The following is a 21,311-nucleotide window of genomic DNA, read 5'->3' on the forward strand; positions in this document are numbered from 1 at the left end:
CTTGCCAATTCGGCAAGGGATTTTTTGCAATAAAAAAAGAGCTGTATTTTACACAGCTCTTTTTTTATTTTAGTGATCTAATTCAATAAGTAAATCACCCGTTTGAATCGCATCACCATCGTTAACATATACTTTCTTCACTTTACCATTGAACGGCGCTTGAACTGTCGTTTCCATTTTCATCGCTTCTGTAATTGCCATAGAATCGCCTTTTTTCACTTCATCGCCTTCTTTTACAACTACTTTAATTACCGTTCCTGGCATCGTTGCACTAATATGATTTGGATTCTCACGGTTTCCTTTCACACGTTGTGCAACTGTTGCTTTTACACTCTCGTCTTTCACGATAATTTCACGTGGTTGACCGTTAAATTCCAAGTAAAGGACACGATTTCCATCCGGCTGAGGTTCTCCAATTGATACTAGTTTAACCATCAATGTTTTACCCTGTTCAATTTCTACATCAATTTCTTCACCTAGTCTCATACCATAGAAGAACGTCGGTGTATCAAGTACAGATACATTTCCATAAAGCTCAGCAACTTTTTCATAATCCATAAATACTTTTGGATATAAAGCATATGCAACTACATCAAAAATCGTTACTTCGCGTCCAAGTTTATGGAATAATTCTTCTTTTAACGCTTCGAAATCTACTGGCTCTAGTAATTCACCTGGTCTTACTGTTAATGGCTCTTTCCCTTTTAAAATAATCTTTTGTAATTCTTTCGGGAAACCACCGTACGGTTGACCTAAATCACCAGAGAACATTTCAACAACAGATCCTGGGAAGTCCATAGCATGTCCACGCTCTAAAACATCTTGTTCTGTCAGATGGTTTTGAACCATAAATAATGCCATATCACCAACAACTTTTGATGATGGCGTTACTTTTACAATATCTCCAAACATGTCATTCACACGGCGGTACATTACTTTCACTTCATCGAAGCGATCTCCTAAACCAACCGCCTTCGCTTGTTGCTGAAGATTACTATACTGCCCACCCGGCATTTCATGCATATATACCTCTGTATGAGGCGCATTCATACCACTTTCAAACGGTGCATAGTATTTGCGTACATCTTCCCAATAATGAGATAGTTTTTCTAAAGAATCTATATTAACATCTGGTTGTCTTTCGTTTCCACCTAATGCATAGTATAGCGTGTTCGCACTTGGTTGTGACGTTTGACCAGCCATAGAACTCACTGCTACATCGACGATATCAACACCCGCTTCAATTGCCTTCGTATACGTTAATATACCATTTCCACTCGTATCGTGCGTATGCAGGTGAATCGGAATCGACACTGTCTCTTTTAATGCAGAAACTAAATCATATGCTGCATTTGGTTTTAATAAGCCCGCCATATCTTTAATACCTAAAATGTGAGCTCCTGATGCTTCTAACTCTTTTGCTAAATTTTTATAGTAATTTAAATCATATTTACTACGCAGTGGATCATGGATATCCCCTGTGTAGCACATTGTTGCTTCTGCAATTTTACCAGTGTCTCGTACAGCGTCAATTGCAACTCTCATGCCTTCCACCCAGTTTAAGCTATCAAAAATACGGAATACATCAATGCCTGCTTGAGCAGAACATTCCACAAATTTTTGAATTAAATTATCTGGATAGTTTTTGTATCCAACTGCGTTTGAAGAACGAAGTAACATTTGGAATAAAACGTTCGGCATTTTTTCACGAAGATCTAGTAATCGTTCCCATGGATCTTCTTTTAAGAAACGATACGCAACATCAAACGTTGCACCGCCCCACATTTCCGCTGAGAATAGGTTCGGTAACATTCTCGCTGTTGGCTCCGCAATTTGATGTAAATCTTTTGTACGAATACGAGTTGCAAGTAATGACTGGTGTGCATCACGGAATGTTGTATCCGTTAAAAGTACACGTTTTTGATCCTGTACCCATTTTACTAATCCGTCCGCTCCACGCTCGTCCAAAATTTGTTTCGTTCCATTTTGGATTGGCTCTGAATGTTTTAAACATGGAATACGAGCATCTGGGAATATTGGTTTTTCTTTTTTACCTACTCCTGGGAAACCATTTACTGTTACTGTACCAATGTAATTTAACATTTTCGTTCCACGGTCTTTACGTTTCGGGAACAAGAACAATTCAGGTGACGCATCGATAAATGAAGTATCATATTCTCCTGATAAGAAGTTTTTATGTTTTACTACATTCTCTAGGAATGGAATATTTGTTTTAATACCACGAATACGGAATTCTTTTAAGTTACGTTCCATTTTTGCAGCAGCTTGCTCAAAAGTAAGTGCCCAAGTTGTAACTTTTACAAGTAAAGAATCGTAGTACGGTGTAATAACTGCACCTTGGAAGCTATTTCCTGTATCAAGACGTACACCAAAACCACCGCCTGATCGATACGCCATAATTTTTCCTGTATCCGGCATAAAATTATTTAGCGGATCTTCAGTTGTTACACGAGATTGAATTGCAAATCCATGTACAACTACTTCCTCTTGCTTCGGAACACCTACCATTTTGCTATGTAATGAATGTCCATCAGCTATTAAAATTTGTGATTGAACAATATCTACTCCCGTAATCATTTCTGTAATCGTATGTTCTACTTGAACACGTGGATTTACTTCAATAAAGTAAAACTCATCATCTTTTACAAGGAATTCTACTGTTCCTGCATTTAAATAATTTACATTTTTCGTTAACTTCACAGCAGCATCACAAATACGCTGACGCAGATCATCTGAAAGTGATACACTCGGTGCAATTTCTACAACTTTTTGATGACGACGTTGTACAGAACAGTCACGCTCGTATAAATGAACAACATTGCCTTCTTCATCTGCTAAAATTTGTACTTCTATATGTTTAGGTTTTTCAACGAATTTTTCGACGTAAACTTCATCATTACCAAAGGCTGCTTTCGCTTCTGATTTCGCTCGATTATATGATTCTCCTAATTCCTCACTAGTACGCACAATACGCATACCACGACCGCCACCCCCAAGGGATGCTTTAATAATAATCGGGTAATCATACTTTTCAGCAAATTTTTCGACTTCTTCTAATGAATTTACTGGACCATCACTACCAGGTATAACTGGAATTTGTGCTAGCTGCGCTTGTGTTCTTGCTTTCACTTTATCTCCAAACATATCTAAATGCTTACTTTTCGGACCGATAAAGATAATTCCTTCTTCTTCACAACGTTTAGCGAATTGAATATTTTCTGACAAGAAACCATATCCAGGGTGGATTGCATCTACATGATTACTTTTTGCAATCTCAATAATGCCTTCAATATCTAGATAAGCATCAATTGGTTTTTTTCCTTCCCCAACTAAATAGGACTCATCGGCTTTATAGCGATGATAAGAACCACTATCCTCTTTAGAATAGATTGCAACTGTTTTTAATCCAAGTTCCGAACAAGCTCGAAACACACGAATTGCAATCTCTCCACGGTTAGCTACCAATACTTTTTGAATACGTTGCAGCTTTGTCATGATTTTCCCCCTCTACTTTCCTACCACTCTAGAGATAAAATATATACACACCTTAAAAAGCGTGAAGTTCTTCACTTTCCACATTATATTATACTTAGAAAGCTTCACTTTATTTTTATCCATCATACCTTATTTTTTAACAAATGATAAGTTTTCTGTGCAATTTGTTTCACAAAAATAGTATAGCATACCTCTTCCTTTTCTAACAACTTAATTGTATATCACATTAAACTAAATGTGATATATTTTTTAACCGGAAGATACATTAATACATCACATTTAAAACTACTTAAAAATAAAAACACATCATGCTCTAAAGCACAATGTGTTTTTATTTTACAACTACAAGATGTGGTCCATTTTGTTCTTTTTCTTTCATTAATCCATTCTGTTGTTTCTCTTGTCGTTTCACGTGACTAGCAATATTGAGTAGTATCCCCATCGCAAGTAGATTAGCTATTAAGGAACTTCCACCATAACTAATAAATGGTAAAGGCACTCCCGTAAGCGGTATTAATCCAGACATACCACCAACATTAACAAAAGTTTGTACTCCTATTAAACTTGCAATTCCGATTGCAATTAAACTTCCAAAAGGATCGTTACATTTTTGAGCAATCCTGAATGAACGAATAATAATAAGTAGCAAGCAAATTAAAATAATAGCTACACCAATAAAACCTAATTCTTCAGATATAATAGCCATAATAAAATCTGTTTGCGGTTCTGGTAAATATCCATATTTTTGCACACTATTTCCTAATCCTCGACCATTTAGCCCTCCTGAAGCAATTCCAATAAAAGAATTTACTAATTGGAATCCATCATTCTGAGGATCATTGAATGGATCAAGAAAAACTGAAAAACGTGCCTTTTGATATCCACTTAATTTATAATTAGCCAAAAAATATAGAGCTGGAATCCATACTATAGAAGTTAAAACAATTCGTTTAATCCATAAATTAATCCTTACTCCTGAACAAAGAAACATAATCCCTACTGTTCCTGCAATTAACAAATCGGTACCTAAATCATTTTGCTTTAAAATTAAAAACATTGCCATTCCAACAAATCCAAGTGTAAGTCCCGACCCTTTAAAAACAGGTGTATTTGTTTCTTGTCTCCTTGCAAAAAAGCGAGCTAATATAATAATAATCGATAGTTTAACAAATTCAGCAGGCTGTATACCTAATATCCAACCTTTTGCACCATTTATTTCCTTACCAAAAATCAAGGCTGCTGCTAGTAAAGCAATACTCCCTAGCCCCATCGCGGATAAAATTATTCGTTTCCTCCAAAACTTATAAGGTAACGAAGCTACAATTACTAACAATACCGTTCCAATAGCTAAAGTTATTAATTGTTTTTTAAAAAAGTAATTTGCCGGCCAGTTATGCCTCGAAATCGCAACAATGGAACTAGAACTATATACCATTATTACTCCCAGCACACATAAGATAACAAGAGGAAGTAATAATGAATAATCCATTGATTTCCATACTTTTTTCATTTCATTTCCTCTTTCTGTTTCAATTTAATTATTGGAGTATTCCATATGTACATTGATTCTTCCTGCTTTATTATACAAATAAAAAGCTCAAACTAATTTAGTTTGAGCCCCCTTATTTGAACCCGTTATTGTTGTTTGTTTGTAAATGCTTCATGAAGTGCAGATAACTCACGTTCGAGCTCACCTAACATTGCTTTCCCTTGTTCTTCTGCAATAAGACCAAGGCGAACTGCAAAATCGACCTCGCGGGATAGTCCAAACATTTGTGTGTCTAACACTTCTTCATATAATGGACATTGCGGCATTGTAAGATGGTCCATTTGCACCTTAATAAGTCTTAAAATCTTCTCTGCATCCGCTTGTAGAAGGGCTAGTGCCTTTTCCTGATGATTTGCTACTGTCTCAGACGCCAAATTGATTCCCTCCGTTTCCGTCCTACTCTCCTCTATCCTATCTATTAATATTAGCGATAGTTTTAATAAATTGCAATAGAAACATTTTTTGTGACAACAGTGTCTAATACTATTATACTGAAAAGTGGGAGTATAACACAAATGGGGGAACAACAATGAGCGAAATTTTATTTATTAACGGAAAAGTACGTTTTCCAATCACTATTGATCCAACTGTTTGGATCTTTGATGATCGAAAAGTAGATTTGACAACTTACTTTGATGAAACTAGAGAAAACACGTCTGAACTAGAAACTTATTTAAAAAACACTTCAGAACATTGGGATCGCGAAATCCGTGATGGTGCCGCTTTTCCTCCAATACAACAAAGTGTGAAGAAATATAAAAAAGAACAGCTGATTACTGGAACATTTGGTATACCATTTCATCCATTCCTTGCTAACGCTGAAATTTTAGAGGACGCTACGCAAGTTGAAATTGAAACGGTAGATCATACAATGACACTTCCATTAGAAACTGTCAAAAATGCTATACTAGGCTTTTCAAAAGAAGGAAAACCATTAAAAGAAGACGGGCCTGTTCATCTCTATTTCAACGATGGATCTAATCAACAAAATCCAATCCGTAACATCCGTAAATTTACAATTATTTAAAGAAAAGGAGTGAGCTTAAGCTCACTCCTTTTTACAATAAATCTGCTGCTAGTTGAGCTAAATTAGATCGCTCCCCTTTAACAAACTTCACATGACCACTAATACGCTGTTCTTTAAACTTCTCTACAACATACGTTAAGCCATTATTATATTCATCTAAATATGGGTGATCAATTTGCTGAGGATCTCCCATCAATACAATCTTACTCTTTTCCCCTACCCTAGTTAATATCGTCTTCACTTCATGCTTTGTTAAATTTTGTGCTTCGTCAATGATAATGAACTGATCTGGAATACTTCTCCCGCGTATATAAGTAAGGGCTTCTACTTCAATCGAACCCATTCCAGCTAAAATAGCATCTAACTCTCCTGGCTTTTTCGTATTAAATAAATACTCTAGGTTATCAAAAATTGGCTGCATCCATGGTCTTAATTTTTCTTCTTTTTCTCCTGGTAAATAACCGATATCTTTTCCGACTGGAACAATTGGTCTTGCCACAAGTAATTTTTTATATAACCCTAAGTCTTCTGTTTGCATAAGTCCCGAAGCTAACGCAAGTAACGTTTTTCCTGTGCCGGCTTTCCCCGTTAACGTTACAAGCGGAATATCTTCACGAAGCAACAATTCTAATCCCATAATTTGCTGCACGTTTCGTGGTCGTATCCCCCACACTTGTTCATTGTGAAAAATAAGTTTCTTTACCTTCTTCCCTAAGTGATCCACAATGCCAAGCGCAGAACTAGAGCCCCCTAATGCATCTTTCATTACTACAAATTGATTTGGGTAAAAAGGATGATTCGCAATTTCAGATAGAGGCAATTCACCTTTCTCATAAAAATAATCCAATTGTTCTTTTGATATATATCCTTCTAAAAAACCAGAATATATATTTTCTACTTCAATTACGCGATCACTTAAATAATCTTCAGCCTTCAAACCAATTGCATCAGCTTTTACCCTTACGAGTACATCTTTACTTACTAAAATAACAGACTTCCCGTCCTCTTTTTCCTGTTCTTCTAAAGATAGATTTTTTGCTACAGCTAAAATTCGATTATCATTTGTTTTTTCTACAAAAATATCTTGTAGTTGCACAAATGAACGATGGTTCAATTCAATACGAAATGTTCCGCCGTTTTCTAGCGGGATACTTTCATGCAGCTTTCCTATTTCACGAAATTTATCTATTAACTTAGATACATAACGAGCGTTTCTTCCTACTTCATCCATATAACGTTTTTTCGAATCAACCTCTTCTAATACAACTGCTGGAATCACTACTTCATTGGTTTCAAATGAAAAAATAGATAAAGGATCCTGCAAAAGTACATTCGTATCTAACACATAAATTTTATCCAACCTGTTACCCCCTGACTCCACTTTTAAATTTGTAGAACAAGGGTTTCATCCATAAAATATGGACGAACCATTGTTATAATTATATGTACCGTGTAAACGAGGTAGAATCGAAAATCATAGTCATTAAACCTTTTATTTATTCTTTATTCATTTCTATTCAATATATTACTTTTTATTATAATTATTAACGTTAAATCACAATAACCGACTACAAAAGTGAATAAACGAATTTCTTATTTAGCATCTTTATAATTCTCTTATCCCTACTAACACTTCGTTATCCAGCTTTTTCGCTGCCCGAAGATCATATGTTTTTTCATATGTTGGTTCAATTGCAAGTTTCGCTCCATAAAACATAACATCACGCACTTCTTGCACCTTTACTTCTATTACAGTTAATTTTAGAGAAATACCTTCCATTCTATCTGTCAAAATTTCACCTGCACCACTTATAGAAAATACGGATTCATTCGCCATTATAGTCAATACCACACCTGTATTATGACGTATATTTTCCACAATACGTGAACGTTGATCTACTGCAAATCGAATACTAGTTTCACTCACTGCATACACCCAAGAAATAGCACTTACGTTAGGAACTTGTTTTTCGAAATCTGTCGTTGCTATCATAACAATACACTCTTTACGCAACGTTTGTACTAAATCCTCTGTTAAGGTAGGCTCTACTACATTCGCCATATTTTCACCTCCAAATATACTTGGTATATCCTTATCATAACTTATTTTTTGAATTGCGAAAATATTATTTTTTCCCACTATTATTCAAAAACATTATACTTCCATGATATACTTATACTGATAGAATTCGTATTGAGGTGACGAAATGAGAGTCAAATGTATGATTTGTGATAAAAAAGATATGTTAGATGATGAAAATCCTATGGCAAAAAAACTGCGTAATCGCCCTATTCATACATATATGTGCATGGAATGTTCGGAACGAATTGCAGAGCGTACAATGGAACGTCATGCAAGTGGTAATTTCCGATTATATCGTGATAAAAAAATCGAAGATGATTGGTAAAATGTAAATAAGTCCTTACTCATATAAATAAGTCCTTACTCATATAGATAAGGACTTATTTATATTTTTCTGGTTCACGATTCATCTGATCCAAAAAACAATCAATGGCTTCTAACGGAAACCTTGCAGATTTCCGTTCTCCATTTATTTCATATGTAATTAAATACATTTCCTCGTTCTTTTCGACTTCCACATTTCTTAATTTATGTTCTTCATATACCATATTTTGAAATAACAAATATGTTTCTTTTGCAGCACTATCATCTGGACGTGCTTCCGCAACTGTTTTAATTGTTAACCAATTATATAGTGCATCTTGTACTGAACGCATGAAAACTCCCCTTTCTTATCCTGCTTTTTGTTGTTTCGCTTGACGCAAACGCAGTCTATAAATTCCAAGTACAATTGCCGCTACAACAAGTCCTTCTCCAACAGGTAAAAACACAGCAAAAAAGGTTAATACTGTGCATCCAATTGCTAATGATATGTATATCACAATATTTTTTAGTACAGACAACTTTCTAGCAAACCCTAAATTATAAACGAGAGCACTTAATATAATAATCGTCCCATAAAGTAACCACATTCCTAACTCTGGATTTTCATCTACCTTACACAATTTTGCAAAAAAAGACATCCTTTCTAACACACTCTTCCCCCCCTAGCAGTAAAATGCAATTTTCTTTATACACTTAATACAAGAGTAACTCGCAAAAAAAATACTGTCCACAAAAAAAGAGTAAATATTCTAAAAAATAAACAAAATAAAAAAACAACGCCCTTTATAAAGGGCGTTGTTTTTTTATTTTTACGCTTCAACAGATTTCTTTTTCTTAGCAGCTCTTTCGCGCTCACTCTTATCAAGAATCTTTTTACGTAGACGAATTGATTCTGGAGTTACTTCACAGAACTCGTCATCGTTTAAGTACTCTAATGATTCTTCTAAAGTCATTAGGCGTGGTTTCTTCATTGTTGAAGTTTGATCTTTCGTCGCAGAACGAATGTTAGTTTGTTGTTTCATTTTCACAACGTTAACTGTTAAGTCGTTCTCACGAGTGTGTTCTCCGACAATCATACCAGCATATACTTCTGTACCTGGTTCAACGAAGATTACACCACGGTCTTCAACTTGCATAATACCGTATTGTGATGCTTTTCCTGTTTCAAGTGAAACTAGAACACCTTGGCGACGTCCACCAACTTGTCCAGCGTGTACTGGTTGGTAGCAATCGAATGTATGGTTTAAAATACCGTAACCACGAGTTAATGTTAAGAATTCTGTTGTGTAACCAATTAAACCACGTGCTGGAACCATGAAAGTAAGACGAACTTGACCGTTTCCGTTATTCACCATATCTAACATTTCACCTTTACGTGCACCCATAGATTCCATAATAGAACCAGTGTATTCTTCAGGTACATCGATTTGTACGCGCTCTACAGGCTCACATCTTACGCCATCAACTTCTTTAATGATTACTTCTGGCTTAGATACTTGTAATTCATAACCTTCACGACGCATGTTTTCAATTAAGATAGATAAATGTAGTTCCCCACGTCCAGATACGATCCACGCATCAGGAGAATCTGTATTATCTACACGTAAACTTACATCTGTTTCTAATTGTGAACGAAGACGCTCTTCAATTTTACGAGATGTAATGTATTTACCTTCACGACCTGCAAATGGGCTGTTATTTACAAGGAACGTCATTTGTAGTGTTGGCTCATCAATACGTAATAATGGTAACGCATCTTGATGTTCAACTGGACATACTGTTTCACCTACGTTAATGTCTTCCATACCAGAAACGGCTACTAAGTCCCCTGCTTTTGCTTCTTCAATTTCTTGACGTTTTAATCCCATGTAACCGAATAATTTCGTTACGCGGAATTGCTTCACGCTTCCGTCTACTTTCATTAAAGCAACTTGTTGTCCAACCTTCATTGTACCGCGGAATACGCGACCAACTCCAATACGTCCAACGTAGTCGTTGTAATCAAGAAGTGCTACTTGGAATTGAAGTGGCTCTTCGCTGTTATCAATTGGTGCTGGAATATGTTCGATAATTGTATCGAATAATGATTTCATATTCTCTTCTTGATTTGCTGGATTTGAATCTAAGCTTGCTGTTCCGTTCATTGCTGATGCAAATACAACTGGGAACTCTAATTGATCTTCGTTTGCACCAAGCTCAATGAATAAGTCGATTACTTCATCAACTACTTCATCTGGACGAGCGAAGTCACGGTCAATTTTGTTTACAACTACGATTGGAGTTAAGTTTTGCTCAAGAGCTTTCTTTAAAACAAATCGTGTTTGTGGCATACAACCTTCATATGCATCAACAACAAGTAAAACACCATCAACCATTTTCATGATACGTTCTACTTCTCCACCGAAGTCAGCGTGACCAGGTGTATCTAAAATGTTAATTCTTTTATCTTCATAGTGAATCGCTGTATTTTTCGCTAAAATTGTAATACCGCGTTCTCTTTCTAGATCATTTGAATCCATTGCGCGTTCTTCAACGTGTTCGTTCGCACGGAAAGTCCCCGCTTGACGTAATAACTGGTCAACAAGTGTTGTTTTACCATGGTCAACGTGGGCAATAATTGCTATATTACGTAAATCTTGTCGTTTTTTCAACATGTCCAACTCCTAATGTCTTTTTAATCCTTCTCTATTATAAGAGCGAAGGGGATACAATAGCAATTAAAATAAAAGCAAGAATGAAAATATAGTTGTATTCTTACTTTTGTGAAAGTAAAATGAGATTGGAGGGTGAAGAAATGGAACACATTCAATATCGCTTTTTATTAACTGCAATTATCGGTGTTATTTTCTTAATCGGTATCGGCATTATGATTGCTGAAAATAGTCCAATCGGTATTATTATTTGCATTATCGGCACATTTGTTACAGTTGGATACGGTTTTGTAACAAAAAGAAAAATGCGCAAATCACAATAACGCTAAAAAGTAAGAAGCTTATACACAGCCTCTTACTTTTTTTGTTGCTCTCATATAAACGATAACACTTCTTCATACACTCCTGGTTTTGCAACTAACACACTGCTCTTCTCTATGATAGAAAGTGGCGCTCCAGAGAATGTCGTCACCTTACCTCCAACTTCTTCTACAATTATCTGCCCTCCGCCAAAATCCCATGGTGATAATCTCGGCGTTACATATGCATCTATTCTTCCTGTTGCAACGTATACCATCTCTAATGCTGCACAGCCATATGACCTTGTGCCCCTTGCTTTCTTAACAAGTGCCATCATACTTTCCATATTAAGCAATGGATTATCTGTAAGCCATATCGCATTTAAAGCTACAATACCTTGCTCTACAGTTCCTTTTTCCAATGGAGGAATTGATATATCATTACAAAAAGCTCCAGATCCCTTGACTGCATGATATAGCTCATCATGCACTGGATCATATATAAGTCCAATCTTTCCGATACCGTTCTCATAAATCCCAATTGAAATCGCAAAATTTCTTTTTTGATGAACAAAGTTCATCGTGCCGTCAATTGGATCAATTAACCAAACAACCCCGTCAGAAGACGTTATCTCGTCTCCATAACCCTCTTCTCCTAAAATATTATGATTCGGGAATGTTTCTTTAATTTTCCCAATTAAAAACTGTTCTATCTCTCGGTCCATATTTGTAACTAAGTCAGCTGCATTTGATTTTGTTTCTATAATAAGTGCTTTTTTCATTGATGCCATTAAATGCTCTCCTGCATCCCGAATCCACCGTTTGGCGTGTGCATCGATGTCTTTCCATACTTCTTGCATGTTTAAACACTCCGATCTATACTGTTCACAGAAAAAACGAACCCTTTATAAGGTTCGCACCAACTAATTTTTTATACATATACTATTATTACGCTTCTAAACGAATCATTTCAAGTCTTAATACTTCTAACTTTTGTACACACTCTTCTTTTTTCTGGTTATCATCTTCCATCATCGCATCATATAAAGTTGCTAATTCATAATCTAGCTCCAAACGTAGCACCGGTATTCTCTTTTCAGCATCTGTTCTCTTTAACGCATTAATCACCTGTCTCATATTATTTGCCTCCTCCCAATATTCGTCTGCCCTCGGACTAGAATTAATTCAATTTTCTGATTTTTTGTTTTATACTATACTATGTTGGATAAATCATCTATGCAACAAAATTATATTTTTTTATTTAAATTTTTTTGTGCTGTTTTTTTTATGAATAGTACAAGCTATGCTAAAATAAAAGCAAAATAGGAGTTGGAGGAACAATCATGACAATACAAACATTCAAGTCAACTGATTTTGATGTCTTTACAGTTGATGGTCTCGAAGAACGAATGAGTGCAATTAAAACGAACATTCATCCTAAGCTAGAAGCTTTAGGGGAACAATTTGCAGAATACTTATCCAAACAAACTGATGAGAACTTTTTTTATCATGTTGCAAAACACGCACGCCGCAAAGTCAATCCACCAAACGATACTTGGGTTGCTTTTTCAACAAATAAACGAGGATATAAAATGCTACCGCATTTCCAAATCGGCTTATGGGGTACTCATGCCTTCATATACTTTGGTTTAATCTATGAGTGTCCACAAAAAGTTGAGACGGCTCATGCCTTCTTAGAACATTTAAATGATTTAAAAACAAATATTCCAAATGACTTCGTTTGGTCCATTGACCATACTAAACCAAGTGTGAAATTACATAAAACACTTGAAACCGAAGACTTACAAAAGATGATTGAACGATTAGCTACTGTAAAAAAAGCAGAATTATTAGTTGGTATTCATATATCACCAGAGGAGTTTTCAGCAATGACCAACGAACAATTCCTTGCTAAGATTGAATCTACGATGCAATCACTCCTTCCTTTATATGCACTTTGTAATCGATAGTAGAAAACGGACAATTTATATTGTCCGTTTTTAGTTGTTATCACATTATATCACTTCAGTTTTTATTTTTCAAAATATTTTTTACATTTTTACAAGCTTTTGTTCTTCGACTTCTTTTGCCCTTTGAATAGCACGATATATAGAGTATCCACTTACTTCTTGAAATTCTTTATCAATTTTCTTTTCTTCTGCTTTCGATGGAACAATCTCTTTAAAACGACGATATAAACCCATTAACTCTTCTCTTATAATTCCTTTTTCATAAGCTTTCTCAATCGCTTCATAAAACTTCACCATTGTAACCATTTCCTCATTTGACCAATCATAATCTAACGGATATTGATATTCCATTTTGCACCTCATTTATCATTTCTTCTTGTTTCATTATGCTATCTTAAAGAGAATATTTTATTCTTCATTATAGCCACTCTGCATTATACACTATTTATTCATTTTAATGGAATTGTCTTCCTCTATTCATTAGTTGAGGCTAACTATTAAACATACTCACCTTAAAAAGATTTTTTTCTATACATCTATAATTATTGGTGATATAATGCTTTTGTTTTATAGAAAATAAAGTGAAGCTACCATCTCAAAAACGATTTTTTGAATGGCAGAAAAACAAGCCTTATTCTAAAAAGGGCTACACTTTTTTAGAGCAGGATTATATAAAACAAATTACACTAAATATTATGAAGAAGAAGGGGTGTATAGATTGTCCCAATACGAAACACCATTGTTTACCGCTTTAGTTGAGCACAGTAAGCGAAATCCAATTCAATTCCATATTCCTGGTCATAAAAAAGGACAGGGCATGGATCCTACATTTCGCGAATTTATTGGGCATAATGCATTAGCAATTGATTTAATTAATATTGCGCCACTCGATGATTTACATCATCCAAAAGGTATGATTAAAGAAGCACAAGATTTAGCAGCAGCCGCATTCGGTGCAGATCATACTTTCTTTTCTATTCAAGGTACAAGTGGCGCTATTATGACAATGGTGATGAGCGTTTGCGGTCCTGGTGACAAAATCCTAGTACCACGAAACGTGCATAAATCAGTAATGTCAGCTATTATTTTCTCAGGTGCAAAACCGATTTTCATGCATCCTGAAATCGATCCGAAGCTCGGTATTTCTCATGGAATCACAATTCAATCTGTAAAAAAAGCACTTGAAGAGCACTCAGATGCAAAGGGCTTACTTGTTATTAACCCAACGTACTTTGGGTTTGCTGCAGACTTAGAACAGATTGTACAATTAGCACATTCTTATGACATCCCTGTACTAGTCGACGAAGCTCATGGTGTTCATATTCATTTTCACGATGAATTACCTATGTCAGCGATGCAAGCTGGTGCGGATATGGCAGCAACAAGTGTTCACAAATTAGGAGGCTCTTTAACTCAAAGTTCTATTCTTAATGTGAAAGAAGGCTTAGTGAATGTAAAGCATGTCCAATCTATTATTAGCATGCTTACAACCACATCAACTTCTTACATCTTGTTAGCATCCCTTGATGTTGCGAGAAAACGTCTTGCTACAGAAGGAACAGCACTCATAGAACAAACAATACAATTAGCTGAGCATGTTCGTGATGCTATAAATTCTATTGAGCATCTTTACTGTCCTGGAAAAGAAATGTTAGGTACAGATGCTACCTTTAACTATGATCCTACAAAGATAATTGTATCTGTAAAAGATTTAGGTATTACCGGCCACCAAGCTGAAGTATGGCTTAGAGAGCAATATAACATTGAAGTAGAACTCTCAGATCTATACAACATACTATGTCTTATCACTTTGGGAGATACAGAAAGTGATACAAATACACTTATTGCAGCATTACAAGATTTAGCAGCAACATTTAGAAATAGGGCAGATAAAGGTGTTCAAGTACAAGTAGAGATTCCAGAAATTCCAGTGCTAGCACTTTCTCCTCGAGATGCTTTTTATTCGGAAACAGAAGTCATTCCATTTGAAAATGCAGCGGGGCGTATTATAGCTGATTTTGTTATGGTTTATCCGCCAGGGATTCCAATCTTTACTCCGGGGGGAAATTATTACACAAGAAAACTTAGAGTATATTCGTAAAAACTTAGAAGCTGGTTTACCTGTACAAGGTCCTGAAGATATGACATTACAAACATTACGTGTTATTAAAGAGTACAAGCCTATCAGTTGATAGGCTTTTTTTTCACCTTTTTTCCTTTTCTTCATACGATACTTAAGAATGTAACGTATAGGTGGGGATACTATTATGATTGTAATAGGCCGTTCTATTGTACATCCTTATATTACAAATGAATACGAGCCATTTGCAGCAGAGAAACAACAAATTTTATCAATAATGGCAGGAAATCAAGAAGTTTATTCCTTCCGAACAGCTGATGAACTCAGCTTTGATCTCAATTTACGAGTTAATATTATTATCTCTGCACTAGAGCTTTTTCAAAGTGGATTTCAGTTTCGTACATTTCAGCAATCCTTTTGCAACCCCCAGTATTGGAAAAGAACGTCTCTTGGAGGATTCGAGCTTCTTCCAAACATACCACCTTCTATTGCCATACAGGATATTTTCAAAAACGGAAAACTATATGGAACTGAATGCGCAACCGCTATGATCATTATTTTTTATAAAGCTTTACTATCATTGTATGAGGAAGAAACTTTCAATCGTCTATTTGCAAACCTTTTACTTTATACATGGGACTACGACCAAGATCTAAGGCTCATAACAAAAAACGGTGGCGATCTTGTTCCAGGTGACCTCGTTTACTTTAAAAACCCACAAGTAAATCCAGCTACGATTGAATGGCAAGGAGAAAATACAATCTATTTAGGAAATTTCTTTTTTTACGGGCATGGCGTAGGTGTAAAAACAAAAGAAGAAATTATTTATTCATTAAATGAACGACGAGTCCCTTACGCTTTTATTTCAGCTTTCTTGACCGATACTATTACCCGTATCGATAGTCGTATAATGAGCCAATACGCTTCTTCTAGTACACCACAGACCTCCATAAGCTTTATTCCGATTAGGGATGATGCAATCGTTGCAACAGTTGGTCATACAACTACAATTTATTAAAAAAGCGCCTACACATGTAGGCGCTTTTTCTTATTATTAAGCTTTTGTATGTTCTTTATGGTCACATTCGCAATGAGATCCACATTTCCCGTATAGTACTGTTGATTTTTCATCTTCAAAATGTCCAATTGTTCCTTCACACACTTGGCATACGATTGTTCCCATTTTCATTTCCCCCTGAGTTTCAATAGTAATCTATTTATTTATCATTAAGCTTTCGCATTATCTTTTCTAGCACAGTCACAATTTGTTCCGCATTTTCCGTAAAGTACCGTCGTTTTCTCATCTTCAAAATGTCCGATTGTTCCTTCACATACTTGGCATACGATTGTTCCCATTTTTCATTTCCCCCTAAGTTTATGGTCCTAAAAACTTTTAGCTGTCCATTTCCTATCAATTATTGGGCTTTTGTATGCTCTGTGTGATCACATCCGCAAGATCCACATTTCCCGTAAAGTACCGTTACTTTCTCATCTTCGAAGTGTGCAATTGTACCTTCACAATCTTGACATACGATTGTTCCCATTTTTCATTTCCCCCTAAGTTTATAATCCCAAAAACTTTTTGTAACCGCTTAACTTTCTGTCTTTATTTTAATATGTTATACTTTTTACGTCAATAGGTTTTTAGTATAACACATTAAATATTTTAAATTTAAATTAGTATGCGATATTCAAATAAAAAACAGCCATATTTATAAGTACGACTGTTTCACATTAATTATTCTTCATATTCCGCATGTAAAGAAGTTGACGGAACTAGAAATTTGAAAAACTGAGCTAACTCCTTTGCTTCCTCTTCTGATCCTAATTTAAAAATCTCCTGTATATATTGAACATTCTCTACATCATCTCGTCCGAGTAAAGTAGACCTTCCTGTTTGCATACAAACAATGAGCGGCTTTCCAAAAAACATATTTGTATAAATAACACCAAAATCATAACGTGTATCATGTGTCATAAACCCTAAAAATCGTACCTTCACACTTTCATGCTCATCATACAATTTTTCAAACATTGGTTTCCACCTTTCTACATCACGTTTCATTAATAGTATATTAAACAAAACATGTAATACTCCTTTTAATTGTCAAAAAATTCAGTAGGATGTAGAATGATAGTATTCTACTAAGTTAGGGGGAACTTATATGCAACACGCCTTTATTACGCTTGTACCGAAATCCAACCAACAATCAGTTTCAATAGATGATATAAAACAACTTTTTCATTATTATAAAACAGTTACTTCTAAAACTGGTGCCCAAATTAATTACACGTATACAAATACCGCTTTTCCTTATGAAATTTTAGATACATCTACAACAACATTAAAACTTCAATCCAATCACGACCGGTATGACTCAATTTATATTGGTGTTGGTATAGAAAATGAACAATCTTTCATCCAAGTTTCTTTACCACCTAATGCAACATTTGGTGACAAAGGGAAAGCAAATGAATTTTGCCGTTTTTTAGCGAAGAAATTAGAAGGAGAGTTACAATTATTTAATGGACGAACAATGTATTTTTATAAACGCTAATTTAAAAAATAGATAATATGATTAAAAATAATATACAATTCGAACATGTAAGAAATAAAGCTTGCTTTCTTACGTGCAATACAAAATATGCTATTACATAGGCTAAATATAGAAATACGAAAAAAAGAATAACTTTATAATGAAACTTATCACCATTCGATAATGTTAATACAGTGGAAAAGCCACTCCATAGTAGTAAATGATAAAATATAACATGTAATATTTTCATGGAACCTTCTCCTTTGACATGCTCTATTTTATTAATATATGGGGGTACGTTTGAATCAATTACATATTATAGGATGATATATATTACCTTTGAAGTAAGTTAAGCCGGAATCATTTGTTAAAGTATTATATATTCATTCGACAAGTACGTTTAAAGACCTTGCAAGTCATTTGATGAAAATAAAAATAGCCCCTCTCTTACAATAAGAGAAGGGCTATTTACATTACTTAAATTATTTTACAATGTGAATTGGCATTCCAAGAGCAACTTCAGCTGCTTCCATTGTGATTTCACCTAATGTTGGGTGAGCATGGATTGTTTGAGCGATATCTTCAGCTGTCATTCCAGCTTCGATAGCTAAACCAATCTCAGAGATAATATCAGAAGCACCTGCACCTGCAACTTGAGCACCTACAAGCAGACCATCTTCTTTACGTGTTACAAGTTGTAAGAAACCGTCAGTGCTGTTTAATGATAATGCACGACCGTTAGCAGCGAATGGGAACTTAGATACAGTTACAGTCATTCCAGCTTCTTCAGCTTGTTTTTTAGTGTAACCAACAGATGCTAATTCTGGATCAGTGAAGCATACTGCAGGAATTCCGATGTAATCGATAGCTGATGCATGGCCACTAATTGCTTCTACAGCTACTTTACCTTCGTAAGAAGCTTTGTGAGCTAATGGTGGTCCAGGAACGATATCACCGATTGCATAGATGTTTGGTACATTTGTACGACATTGCTCATCGATTTCGATGATGCCGCGGTCAGTCATTTTAACTCCAACCTGCTCAAGACCGATTTCTTGAGTGTTTGGACGACGACCTACAGTTACTAATACGTAATCTGCTTCTACAGTTTGGATTTCACCTTTAACTTCAAAGCTAACTTTTACGCCAGTTTCTGTTTCTTCAACGCCTTTAGCCATAGCTTTTGTATGGATATTTACGTTACCTTTTTTCTGTAGAGCACGTTTAACAACAGAGCTCATAGCTTTTTCGAAACCAGCTAAGATTTCGTCGCCAGCTTCTACTACAGTAACTTCTGTACCGAAGTTAGCATATGCAGTACCTAATTCCATACCGATGTAACCGCCGCCGATTACAACAAGTTTTTTAGGAATTTCAGGTAAGCTTAAAGCACCTGTAGAGTTGATAACACGTTTAGAGTATTTGAATCCTGGAATTTCGATTGGTGTAGAACCAGTTGCAAGAACAGCATTTTTAAACGTATAAGTTTGAGCTGCATCTTCAGTCATAACGCGTAATGTATTAGCATCTACGAAGTAAGCTTCACCGCGAATGATTTCAACTTTGTTACCTTTAAGAAGGCCTTCAACACCGCCAGTTAATTTCTTAACTACGCCGTTTTTCCATTCTTGAACTTTTGTAAAGTCAACTTTTACGTTTTCTGCAGTAATACCCATGTCATCAGAATGCATTGCATTCTCATAACGATGACCTGCATTGATTAACGCTTTTGAAGGAATACATCCAACGTTTAAGCATACGCCACCAAGGTTAGCTTTTTCAATGATTGCTACCTTTTGACCTAATTGTGCTGCACGAATTGCCGCAACGTATCCACCAGGACCTGCACCAACAACGACTGTATCTAATTCAATTGGGAAATCTCCTACTACCATTGTTATTACGCCTCCATTACTAATAATTGTGGGTCATTCAATAGACGTTTAATTTGGTTTAACGCTTTTTGAGCAGTTGCACCGTCAATTAAACGATGGTCAAAGCTTAGAGATAATGCTAATACTGGAGCTGCAACGATCTCACCGTTTTTCACAACTGGTTTTTCAGCGATACGGCCGATACCAAGGATTGCTACTTCTGGGTGGTTGATAACTGGAGTGAACCATTGTCCACCTGCAGAACCAATGTTTGTAATTGTGCAAGAAGCACCTTTCATTTCAGCTGGAGCTAGACGACCTTCACGTGCTTTACCAGCAAGATCATTGATCTCGTTAGAGATTGTGAAGATAGACTTACGATCTGTATCTTTAACAACTGGTACTAATAGACCTTTGTCTGTATCAGCTGCGATACCGATATTGAAGTAATGTTTATGAACTACTTCTTGAGATGCATCGTCTAAAGAAGTGTTTAACATTGGGTATTCACGTAATGCAGATGTTAAAGCTTTAACAACGTACGGAAGGTAAGTTAATTTAATACCTTTGTCAGCTGCTACTGCTTTGAACTTCTTACGGTGAGCAACAAGTTCTGTTACATCTACTTCGTCCATTAATGTTACGTGAGGAGCTGTGTGTTTAGAGTTAACCATTGCTTTCGCAATCGCTTTACGGATACCACTCATTTTCTCACGAGTTTCTGGATATTCACCAGCTGGGATTGGTTGTGCTTTTGGTGCTTCTTCTTTCGCTGCTGCTGGAGTAGCTTCTACTGCTGCTGGAGCCTCAGTTGCTGCTACAGTTTGTCCACCATTTGCAAATGCATCGATGTCAGCTTTTACGATACGGCCATTCTTACCAGTACCAGCTACTTTATGAATGTCTACACCTTTTTCACGAGCGTATTTACGAACAGATGGCATAGCGATTACGCGCTCATTTACTACTTCTGCAGTTGCTGCTGGAGTAGCTTCCGCTGCTGGAGCTTCTACTGCTGCTTCTTCAGCTTTTGGAGCTTCATCATGATCGTCACCTTTAAATTTAAGGTTTTCGTATCCAGGAGCATCAAATTTAATTAATGTATCTCCTACGATTGCAACTGTTCCTTCTTCTACAAGTACTTCAAGTACTTTACCTTTAACAGGAGAAGGGATTTCTACTACTGCTTTATCATTTTGTACTTCAAGAAGTACATCGTCTTCGTTTACTTCATCGCCTGGTTTAATAAACCATTTTACGATTTCACTTTCGTGGATACCTTCACCGATATCTGGTAGTTTAAATTCAAATGCCACGGAATTCAGCCCCCTGATTCATTTCATTATTATGGAATATGTACAAAAGAAACCAGCATGTGCTGATTTCTTTTGCACATGAAAA

24 protein-coding genes and 1 pseudogene are annotated in these 21,311 nt (G+C 35.8%); 7 read left to right on the top strand and 18 right to left on the bottom strand.

Annotated elements, in window-relative coordinates:
* Window positions 1-69: 69 nt before the first annotated feature.
* The 3 genes from pyc to BC_RS19695 all read right to left on the bottom strand — a co-directional run bounded on the left by pyc (window position 70) and on the right by BC_RS19695 (window position 5,439).
* Window positions 70-3,516: a pyruvate carboxylase gene (gene pyc, locus BC_RS19685; RefSeq protein WP_000164087.1), complete on the bottom strand. Its 3,447-nt coding sequence runs from the start codon at window positions 3,514-3,516 to the stop codon at window positions 70-72.
* Window positions 3,517-3,847: 331 nt separating this feature from the next.
* Window positions 3,848-5,026, bottom strand: coding sequence for an FtsW/RodA/SpoVE family cell cycle protein (locus BC_RS19690; RefSeq protein WP_000758411.1), 1,179 nt, complete (start codon window positions 5,024-5,026; stop codon window positions 3,848-3,850).
* 125 nt (window positions 5,027-5,151) lie between these two features.
* Complete coding sequence (locus BC_RS19695) at window positions 5,152-5,439, bottom strand: YlaN family protein (protein ID WP_000135694.1); 288 nt, start codon at window positions 5,437-5,439, stop codon at window positions 5,152-5,154.
* Between the two features lie 155 nt (window positions 5,440-5,594).
* Here BC_RS19695 and BC_RS19700 point away from each other — a divergent pair, with 155 nt between their 5' ends.
* Window positions 5,595-6,092 carry a hypothetical protein gene (locus tag BC_RS19700; RefSeq protein ID WP_001289809.1) on the top strand — a complete coding sequence of 166 codons (498 nt, stop codon included), beginning with the start codon at window positions 5,595-5,597 and terminating at the stop codon, window positions 6,090-6,092.
* Between the two features lie 31 nt (window positions 6,093-6,123).
* Here the strand turns inward: BC_RS19700 and BC_RS19705 are convergent, their stop codons facing one another.
* Together BC_RS19705 and BC_RS19710 are read right to left on the bottom strand one after the other, a co-directional pair.
* Window positions 6,124-7,452 carry a PhoH family protein gene (locus BC_RS19705; protein WP_000358083.1) on the bottom strand — a complete coding sequence of 443 codons (1,329 nt, stop codon included), beginning with the start codon at window positions 7,450-7,452 and terminating at the stop codon, window positions 6,124-6,126.
* A gap of 246 nt (window positions 7,453-7,698) precedes the next feature.
* Complete coding sequence (locus BC_RS19710) at window positions 7,699-8,154, bottom strand: pyridoxamine 5'-phosphate oxidase family protein (protein WP_000024593.1); 456 nt, start codon at window positions 8,152-8,154, stop codon at window positions 7,699-7,701.
* Window positions 8,155-8,299: 145 nt separating this feature from the next.
* Here BC_RS19710 and BC_RS19715 point away from each other — a divergent pair, with 145 nt between their 5' ends.
* A complete protein-coding gene (locus BC_RS19715; RefSeq protein WP_002082250.1) occupies window positions 8,300-8,500 on the top strand; it encodes a YlaI family protein in 201 nt (66 codons plus the stop codon).
* 55 nt (window positions 8,501-8,555) lie between these two features.
* Here the strand turns inward: BC_RS19715 and BC_RS19720 are convergent, their stop codons facing one another.
* The 3 genes from BC_RS19720 to typA form a co-directional block, all read right to left on the bottom strand.
* A complete protein-coding gene (locus tag BC_RS19720) occupies window positions 8,556-8,831 on the bottom strand; it encodes a hypothetical protein (protein WP_001258151.1) in 276 nt (91 codons plus the stop codon).
* A gap of 15 nt (window positions 8,832-8,846) precedes the next feature.
* Window positions 8,847-9,149: a YlaH-like family protein gene (locus BC_RS19725; RefSeq protein ID WP_000893662.1), complete on the bottom strand. Its 303-nt coding sequence runs from the start codon at window positions 9,147-9,149 to the stop codon at window positions 8,847-8,849.
* 159 nt (window positions 9,150-9,308) lie between these two features.
* The gene (gene typA / locus BC_RS19730; RefSeq protein WP_000914762.1) at window positions 9,309-11,153 is read right to left on the bottom strand and encodes a translational GTPase TypA; all 1,845 of its coding nucleotides are present in this window, start codon (window positions 11,151-11,153) and stop codon (window positions 9,309-9,311) included.
* A 140-nt stretch (window positions 11,154-11,293) separates the two neighbouring features.
* Here typA and BC_RS19735 point away from each other — a divergent pair, with 140 nt between their 5' ends.
* Window positions 11,294-11,473, top strand: a complete 180-nt coding sequence (locus BC_RS19735) for a DUF5325 family protein (protein ID WP_000400127.1) — start codon at window positions 11,294-11,296, stop codon at window positions 11,471-11,473.
* A gap of 50 nt (window positions 11,474-11,523) precedes the next feature.
* Here the strand turns inward: BC_RS19735 and BC_RS19740 are convergent, their stop codons facing one another.
* Both BC_RS19740 and BC_RS19745 read right to left on the bottom strand, forming a co-directional pair.
* Entirely contained in the window at window positions 11,524-12,309 is a 786-nt protein-coding gene (locus BC_RS19740; protein WP_001158701.1) for an inositol monophosphatase family protein, read from the bottom strand.
* A gap of 88 nt (window positions 12,310-12,397) precedes the next feature.
* On the bottom strand, window positions 12,398-12,586 hold the full coding sequence (locus tag BC_RS19745) for a hypothetical protein (protein ID WP_001250165.1): 189 nt from the start codon (window positions 12,584-12,586) through the stop codon (window positions 12,398-12,400).
* A gap of 206 nt (window positions 12,587-12,792) precedes the next feature.
* Between BC_RS19745 and BC_RS19750 the strand changes: the two genes are divergently transcribed.
* Entirely contained in the window at window positions 12,793-13,419 is a 627-nt protein-coding gene (locus BC_RS19750) for a YktB family protein (protein ID WP_000155317.1), read from the top strand.
* Window positions 13,420-13,500: 81 nt separating this feature from the next.
* Here the strand turns inward: BC_RS19750 and BC_RS19755 are convergent, their stop codons facing one another.
* Window positions 13,501-13,770, bottom strand: a complete 270-nt coding sequence (locus tag BC_RS19755; protein WP_000456562.1) for a UPF0223 family protein — start codon at window positions 13,768-13,770, stop codon at window positions 13,501-13,503.
* A gap of 367 nt (window positions 13,771-14,137) precedes the next feature.
* Between BC_RS19755 and speA the strand changes: the two are divergent.
* Window positions 14,138-15,611 (top strand): annotated as a pseudogene (speA, locus tag BC_RS19760) (arginine decarboxylase).
* Between the two features lie 75 nt (window positions 15,612-15,686).
* Window positions 15,687-16,517, top strand: coding sequence for a protein-glutamine gamma-glutamyltransferase (locus BC_RS19765; RefSeq protein ID WP_000635337.1), 831 nt, complete (start codon window positions 15,687-15,689; stop codon window positions 16,515-16,517).
* 36 nt (window positions 16,518-16,553) lie between these two features.
* Here BC_RS19765 and BC_RS19770 read toward each other — a convergent pair whose 3' ends face one another.
* From BC_RS19770 to BC_RS19785, 4 genes are all read right to left on the bottom strand, one after another.
* Complete coding sequence (locus BC_RS19770) at window positions 16,554-16,682, bottom strand: GapA-binding peptide SR1P (protein ID WP_000536796.1); 129 nt, start codon at window positions 16,680-16,682, stop codon at window positions 16,554-16,556.
* Between the two features lie 44 nt (window positions 16,683-16,726).
* Window positions 16,727-16,855 (bottom strand): GapA-binding peptide SR1P, encoded by a 129-nt coding sequence (locus tag BC_RS19775; RefSeq protein WP_000536803.1) that lies wholly within the window; start codon window positions 16,853-16,855, stop codon window positions 16,727-16,729.
* A gap of 59 nt (window positions 16,856-16,914) precedes the next feature.
* Window positions 16,915-17,043, bottom strand: a complete 129-nt coding sequence (locus BC_RS19780; protein ID WP_000536778.1) for a GapA-binding peptide SR1P — start codon at window positions 17,041-17,043, stop codon at window positions 16,915-16,917.
* Between the two features lie 194 nt (window positions 17,044-17,237).
* Window positions 17,238-17,534 (bottom strand): DUF3055 domain-containing protein, encoded by a 297-nt coding sequence (locus tag BC_RS19785; protein WP_000462038.1) that lies wholly within the window; start codon window positions 17,532-17,534, stop codon window positions 17,238-17,240.
* 130 nt (window positions 17,535-17,664) lie between these two features.
* Here BC_RS19785 and BC_RS19790 point away from each other — a divergent pair, with 130 nt between their 5' ends.
* Entirely contained in the window at window positions 17,665-18,057 is a 393-nt protein-coding gene (locus BC_RS19790; protein ID WP_001163299.1) for a DUF1885 family protein, read from the top strand.
* A gap of 1 nt (window position 18,058) precedes the next feature.
* Here the strand turns inward: BC_RS19790 and BC_RS19795 are convergent, their stop codons facing one another.
* The 3 genes from BC_RS19795 to pdhC form a co-directional block, all read right to left on the bottom strand.
* On the bottom strand, window positions 18,059-18,286 hold the full coding sequence (locus BC_RS19795) for a hypothetical protein (protein ID WP_000697469.1): 228 nt from the start codon (window positions 18,284-18,286) through the stop codon (window positions 18,059-18,061).
* Window positions 18,287-18,518: 232 nt separating this feature from the next.
* On the bottom strand, window positions 18,519-19,931 hold the full coding sequence (gene lpdA / locus BC_RS19800; protein WP_000260104.1) for a dihydrolipoyl dehydrogenase: 1,413 nt from the start codon (window positions 19,929-19,931) through the stop codon (window positions 18,519-18,521).
* Between the two features lie 5 nt (window positions 19,932-19,936).
* On the bottom strand, window positions 19,937-21,226 hold the full coding sequence (gene pdhC, locus BC_RS19805) for a pyruvate dehydrogenase complex dihydrolipoyllysine-residue acetyltransferase (protein ID WP_000863430.1): 1,290 nt from the start codon (window positions 21,224-21,226) through the stop codon (window positions 19,937-19,939).
* Window positions 21,227-21,311: the final 85 nt, after the last annotated feature.

The organism is Bacillus cereus ATCC 14579 (genome assembly GCF_000007825.1).
Lineage (GTDB): Bacteria > Bacillota > Bacilli > Bacillales > Bacillaceae_G > Bacillus_A > Bacillus_A cereus.

Coding starts and splice junctions, on each gene's coding strand:
- pyc (WP_000164087.1), bottom strand. CDS start 3,516: ATGACAAAGCTGCAACGTATTCAAAAAGTATTGGTAGCTAACCGTGGA.
- BC_RS19690 (WP_000758411.1), bottom strand. CDS start 5,026: ATGAAAAAAGTATGGAAATCAATGGATTATTCATTATTACTTCCTCTT.
- BC_RS19700 (WP_001289809.1), top strand. CDS start 5,595: ATGAGCGAAATTTTATTTATTAACGGAAAAGTACGTTTTCCAATCACT.
- BC_RS19710 (WP_000024593.1), bottom strand. CDS start 8,154: ATGGCGAATGTAGTAGAGCCTACCTTAACAGAGGATTTAGTACAAACG.
- BC_RS19715 (WP_002082250.1), top strand. CDS start 8,300: ATGAGAGTCAAATGTATGATTTGTGATAAAAAAGATATGTTAGATGAT.
- BC_RS19720 (WP_001258151.1), bottom strand. CDS start 8,831: ATGCGTTCAGTACAAGATGCACTATATAATTGGTTAACAATTAAAACA.
- typA (WP_000914762.1), bottom strand. CDS start 11,153: ATGTTGAAAAAACGACAAGATTTACGTAATATAGCAATTATTGCCCAC.
- BC_RS19735 (WP_000400127.1), top strand. CDS start 11,294: ATGGAACACATTCAATATCGCTTTTTATTAACTGCAATTATCGGTGTT.
- BC_RS19740 (WP_001158701.1), bottom strand. CDS start 12,309: ATGCAAGAAGTATGGAAAGACATCGATGCACACGCCAAACGGTGGATT.
- BC_RS19745 (WP_001250165.1), bottom strand. CDS start 12,586: ATGAGACAGGTGATTAATGCGTTAAAGAGAACAGATGCTGAAAAGAGA.
- BC_RS19750 (WP_000155317.1), top strand. CDS start 12,793: ATGACAATACAAACATTCAAGTCAACTGATTTTGATGTCTTTACAGTT.
- BC_RS19755 (WP_000456562.1), bottom strand. CDS start 13,770: ATGGAATATCAATATCCGTTAGATTATGATTGGTCAAATGAGGAAATG.
- BC_RS19765 (WP_000635337.1), top strand. CDS start 15,687: ATGATTGTAATAGGCCGTTCTATTGTACATCCTTATATTACAAATGAA.
- BC_RS19770 (WP_000536796.1), bottom strand. CDS start 16,682: ATGGGAACAATCGTATGCCAAGTGTGTGAAGGAACAATTGGACATTTT.
- BC_RS19775 (WP_000536803.1), bottom strand. CDS start 16,855: ATGGGAACAATCGTATGCCAAGTATGTGAAGGAACAATCGGACATTTT.
- BC_RS19780 (WP_000536778.1), bottom strand. CDS start 17,043: ATGGGAACAATCGTATGTCAAGATTGTGAAGGTACAATTGCACACTTC.
- BC_RS19785 (WP_000462038.1), bottom strand. CDS start 17,534: ATGTTTGAAAAATTGTATGATGAGCATGAAAGTGTGAAGGTACGATTT.
- BC_RS19790 (WP_001163299.1), top strand. CDS start 17,665: ATGCAACACGCCTTTATTACGCTTGTACCGAAATCCAACCAACAATCA.
- BC_RS19795 (WP_000697469.1), bottom strand. CDS start 18,286: ATGAAAATATTACATGTTATATTTTATCATTTACTACTATGGAGTGGC.
- lpdA (WP_000260104.1), bottom strand. CDS start 19,931: ATGGTAGTAGGAGATTTCCCAATTGAATTAGATACAGTCGTTGTTGGT.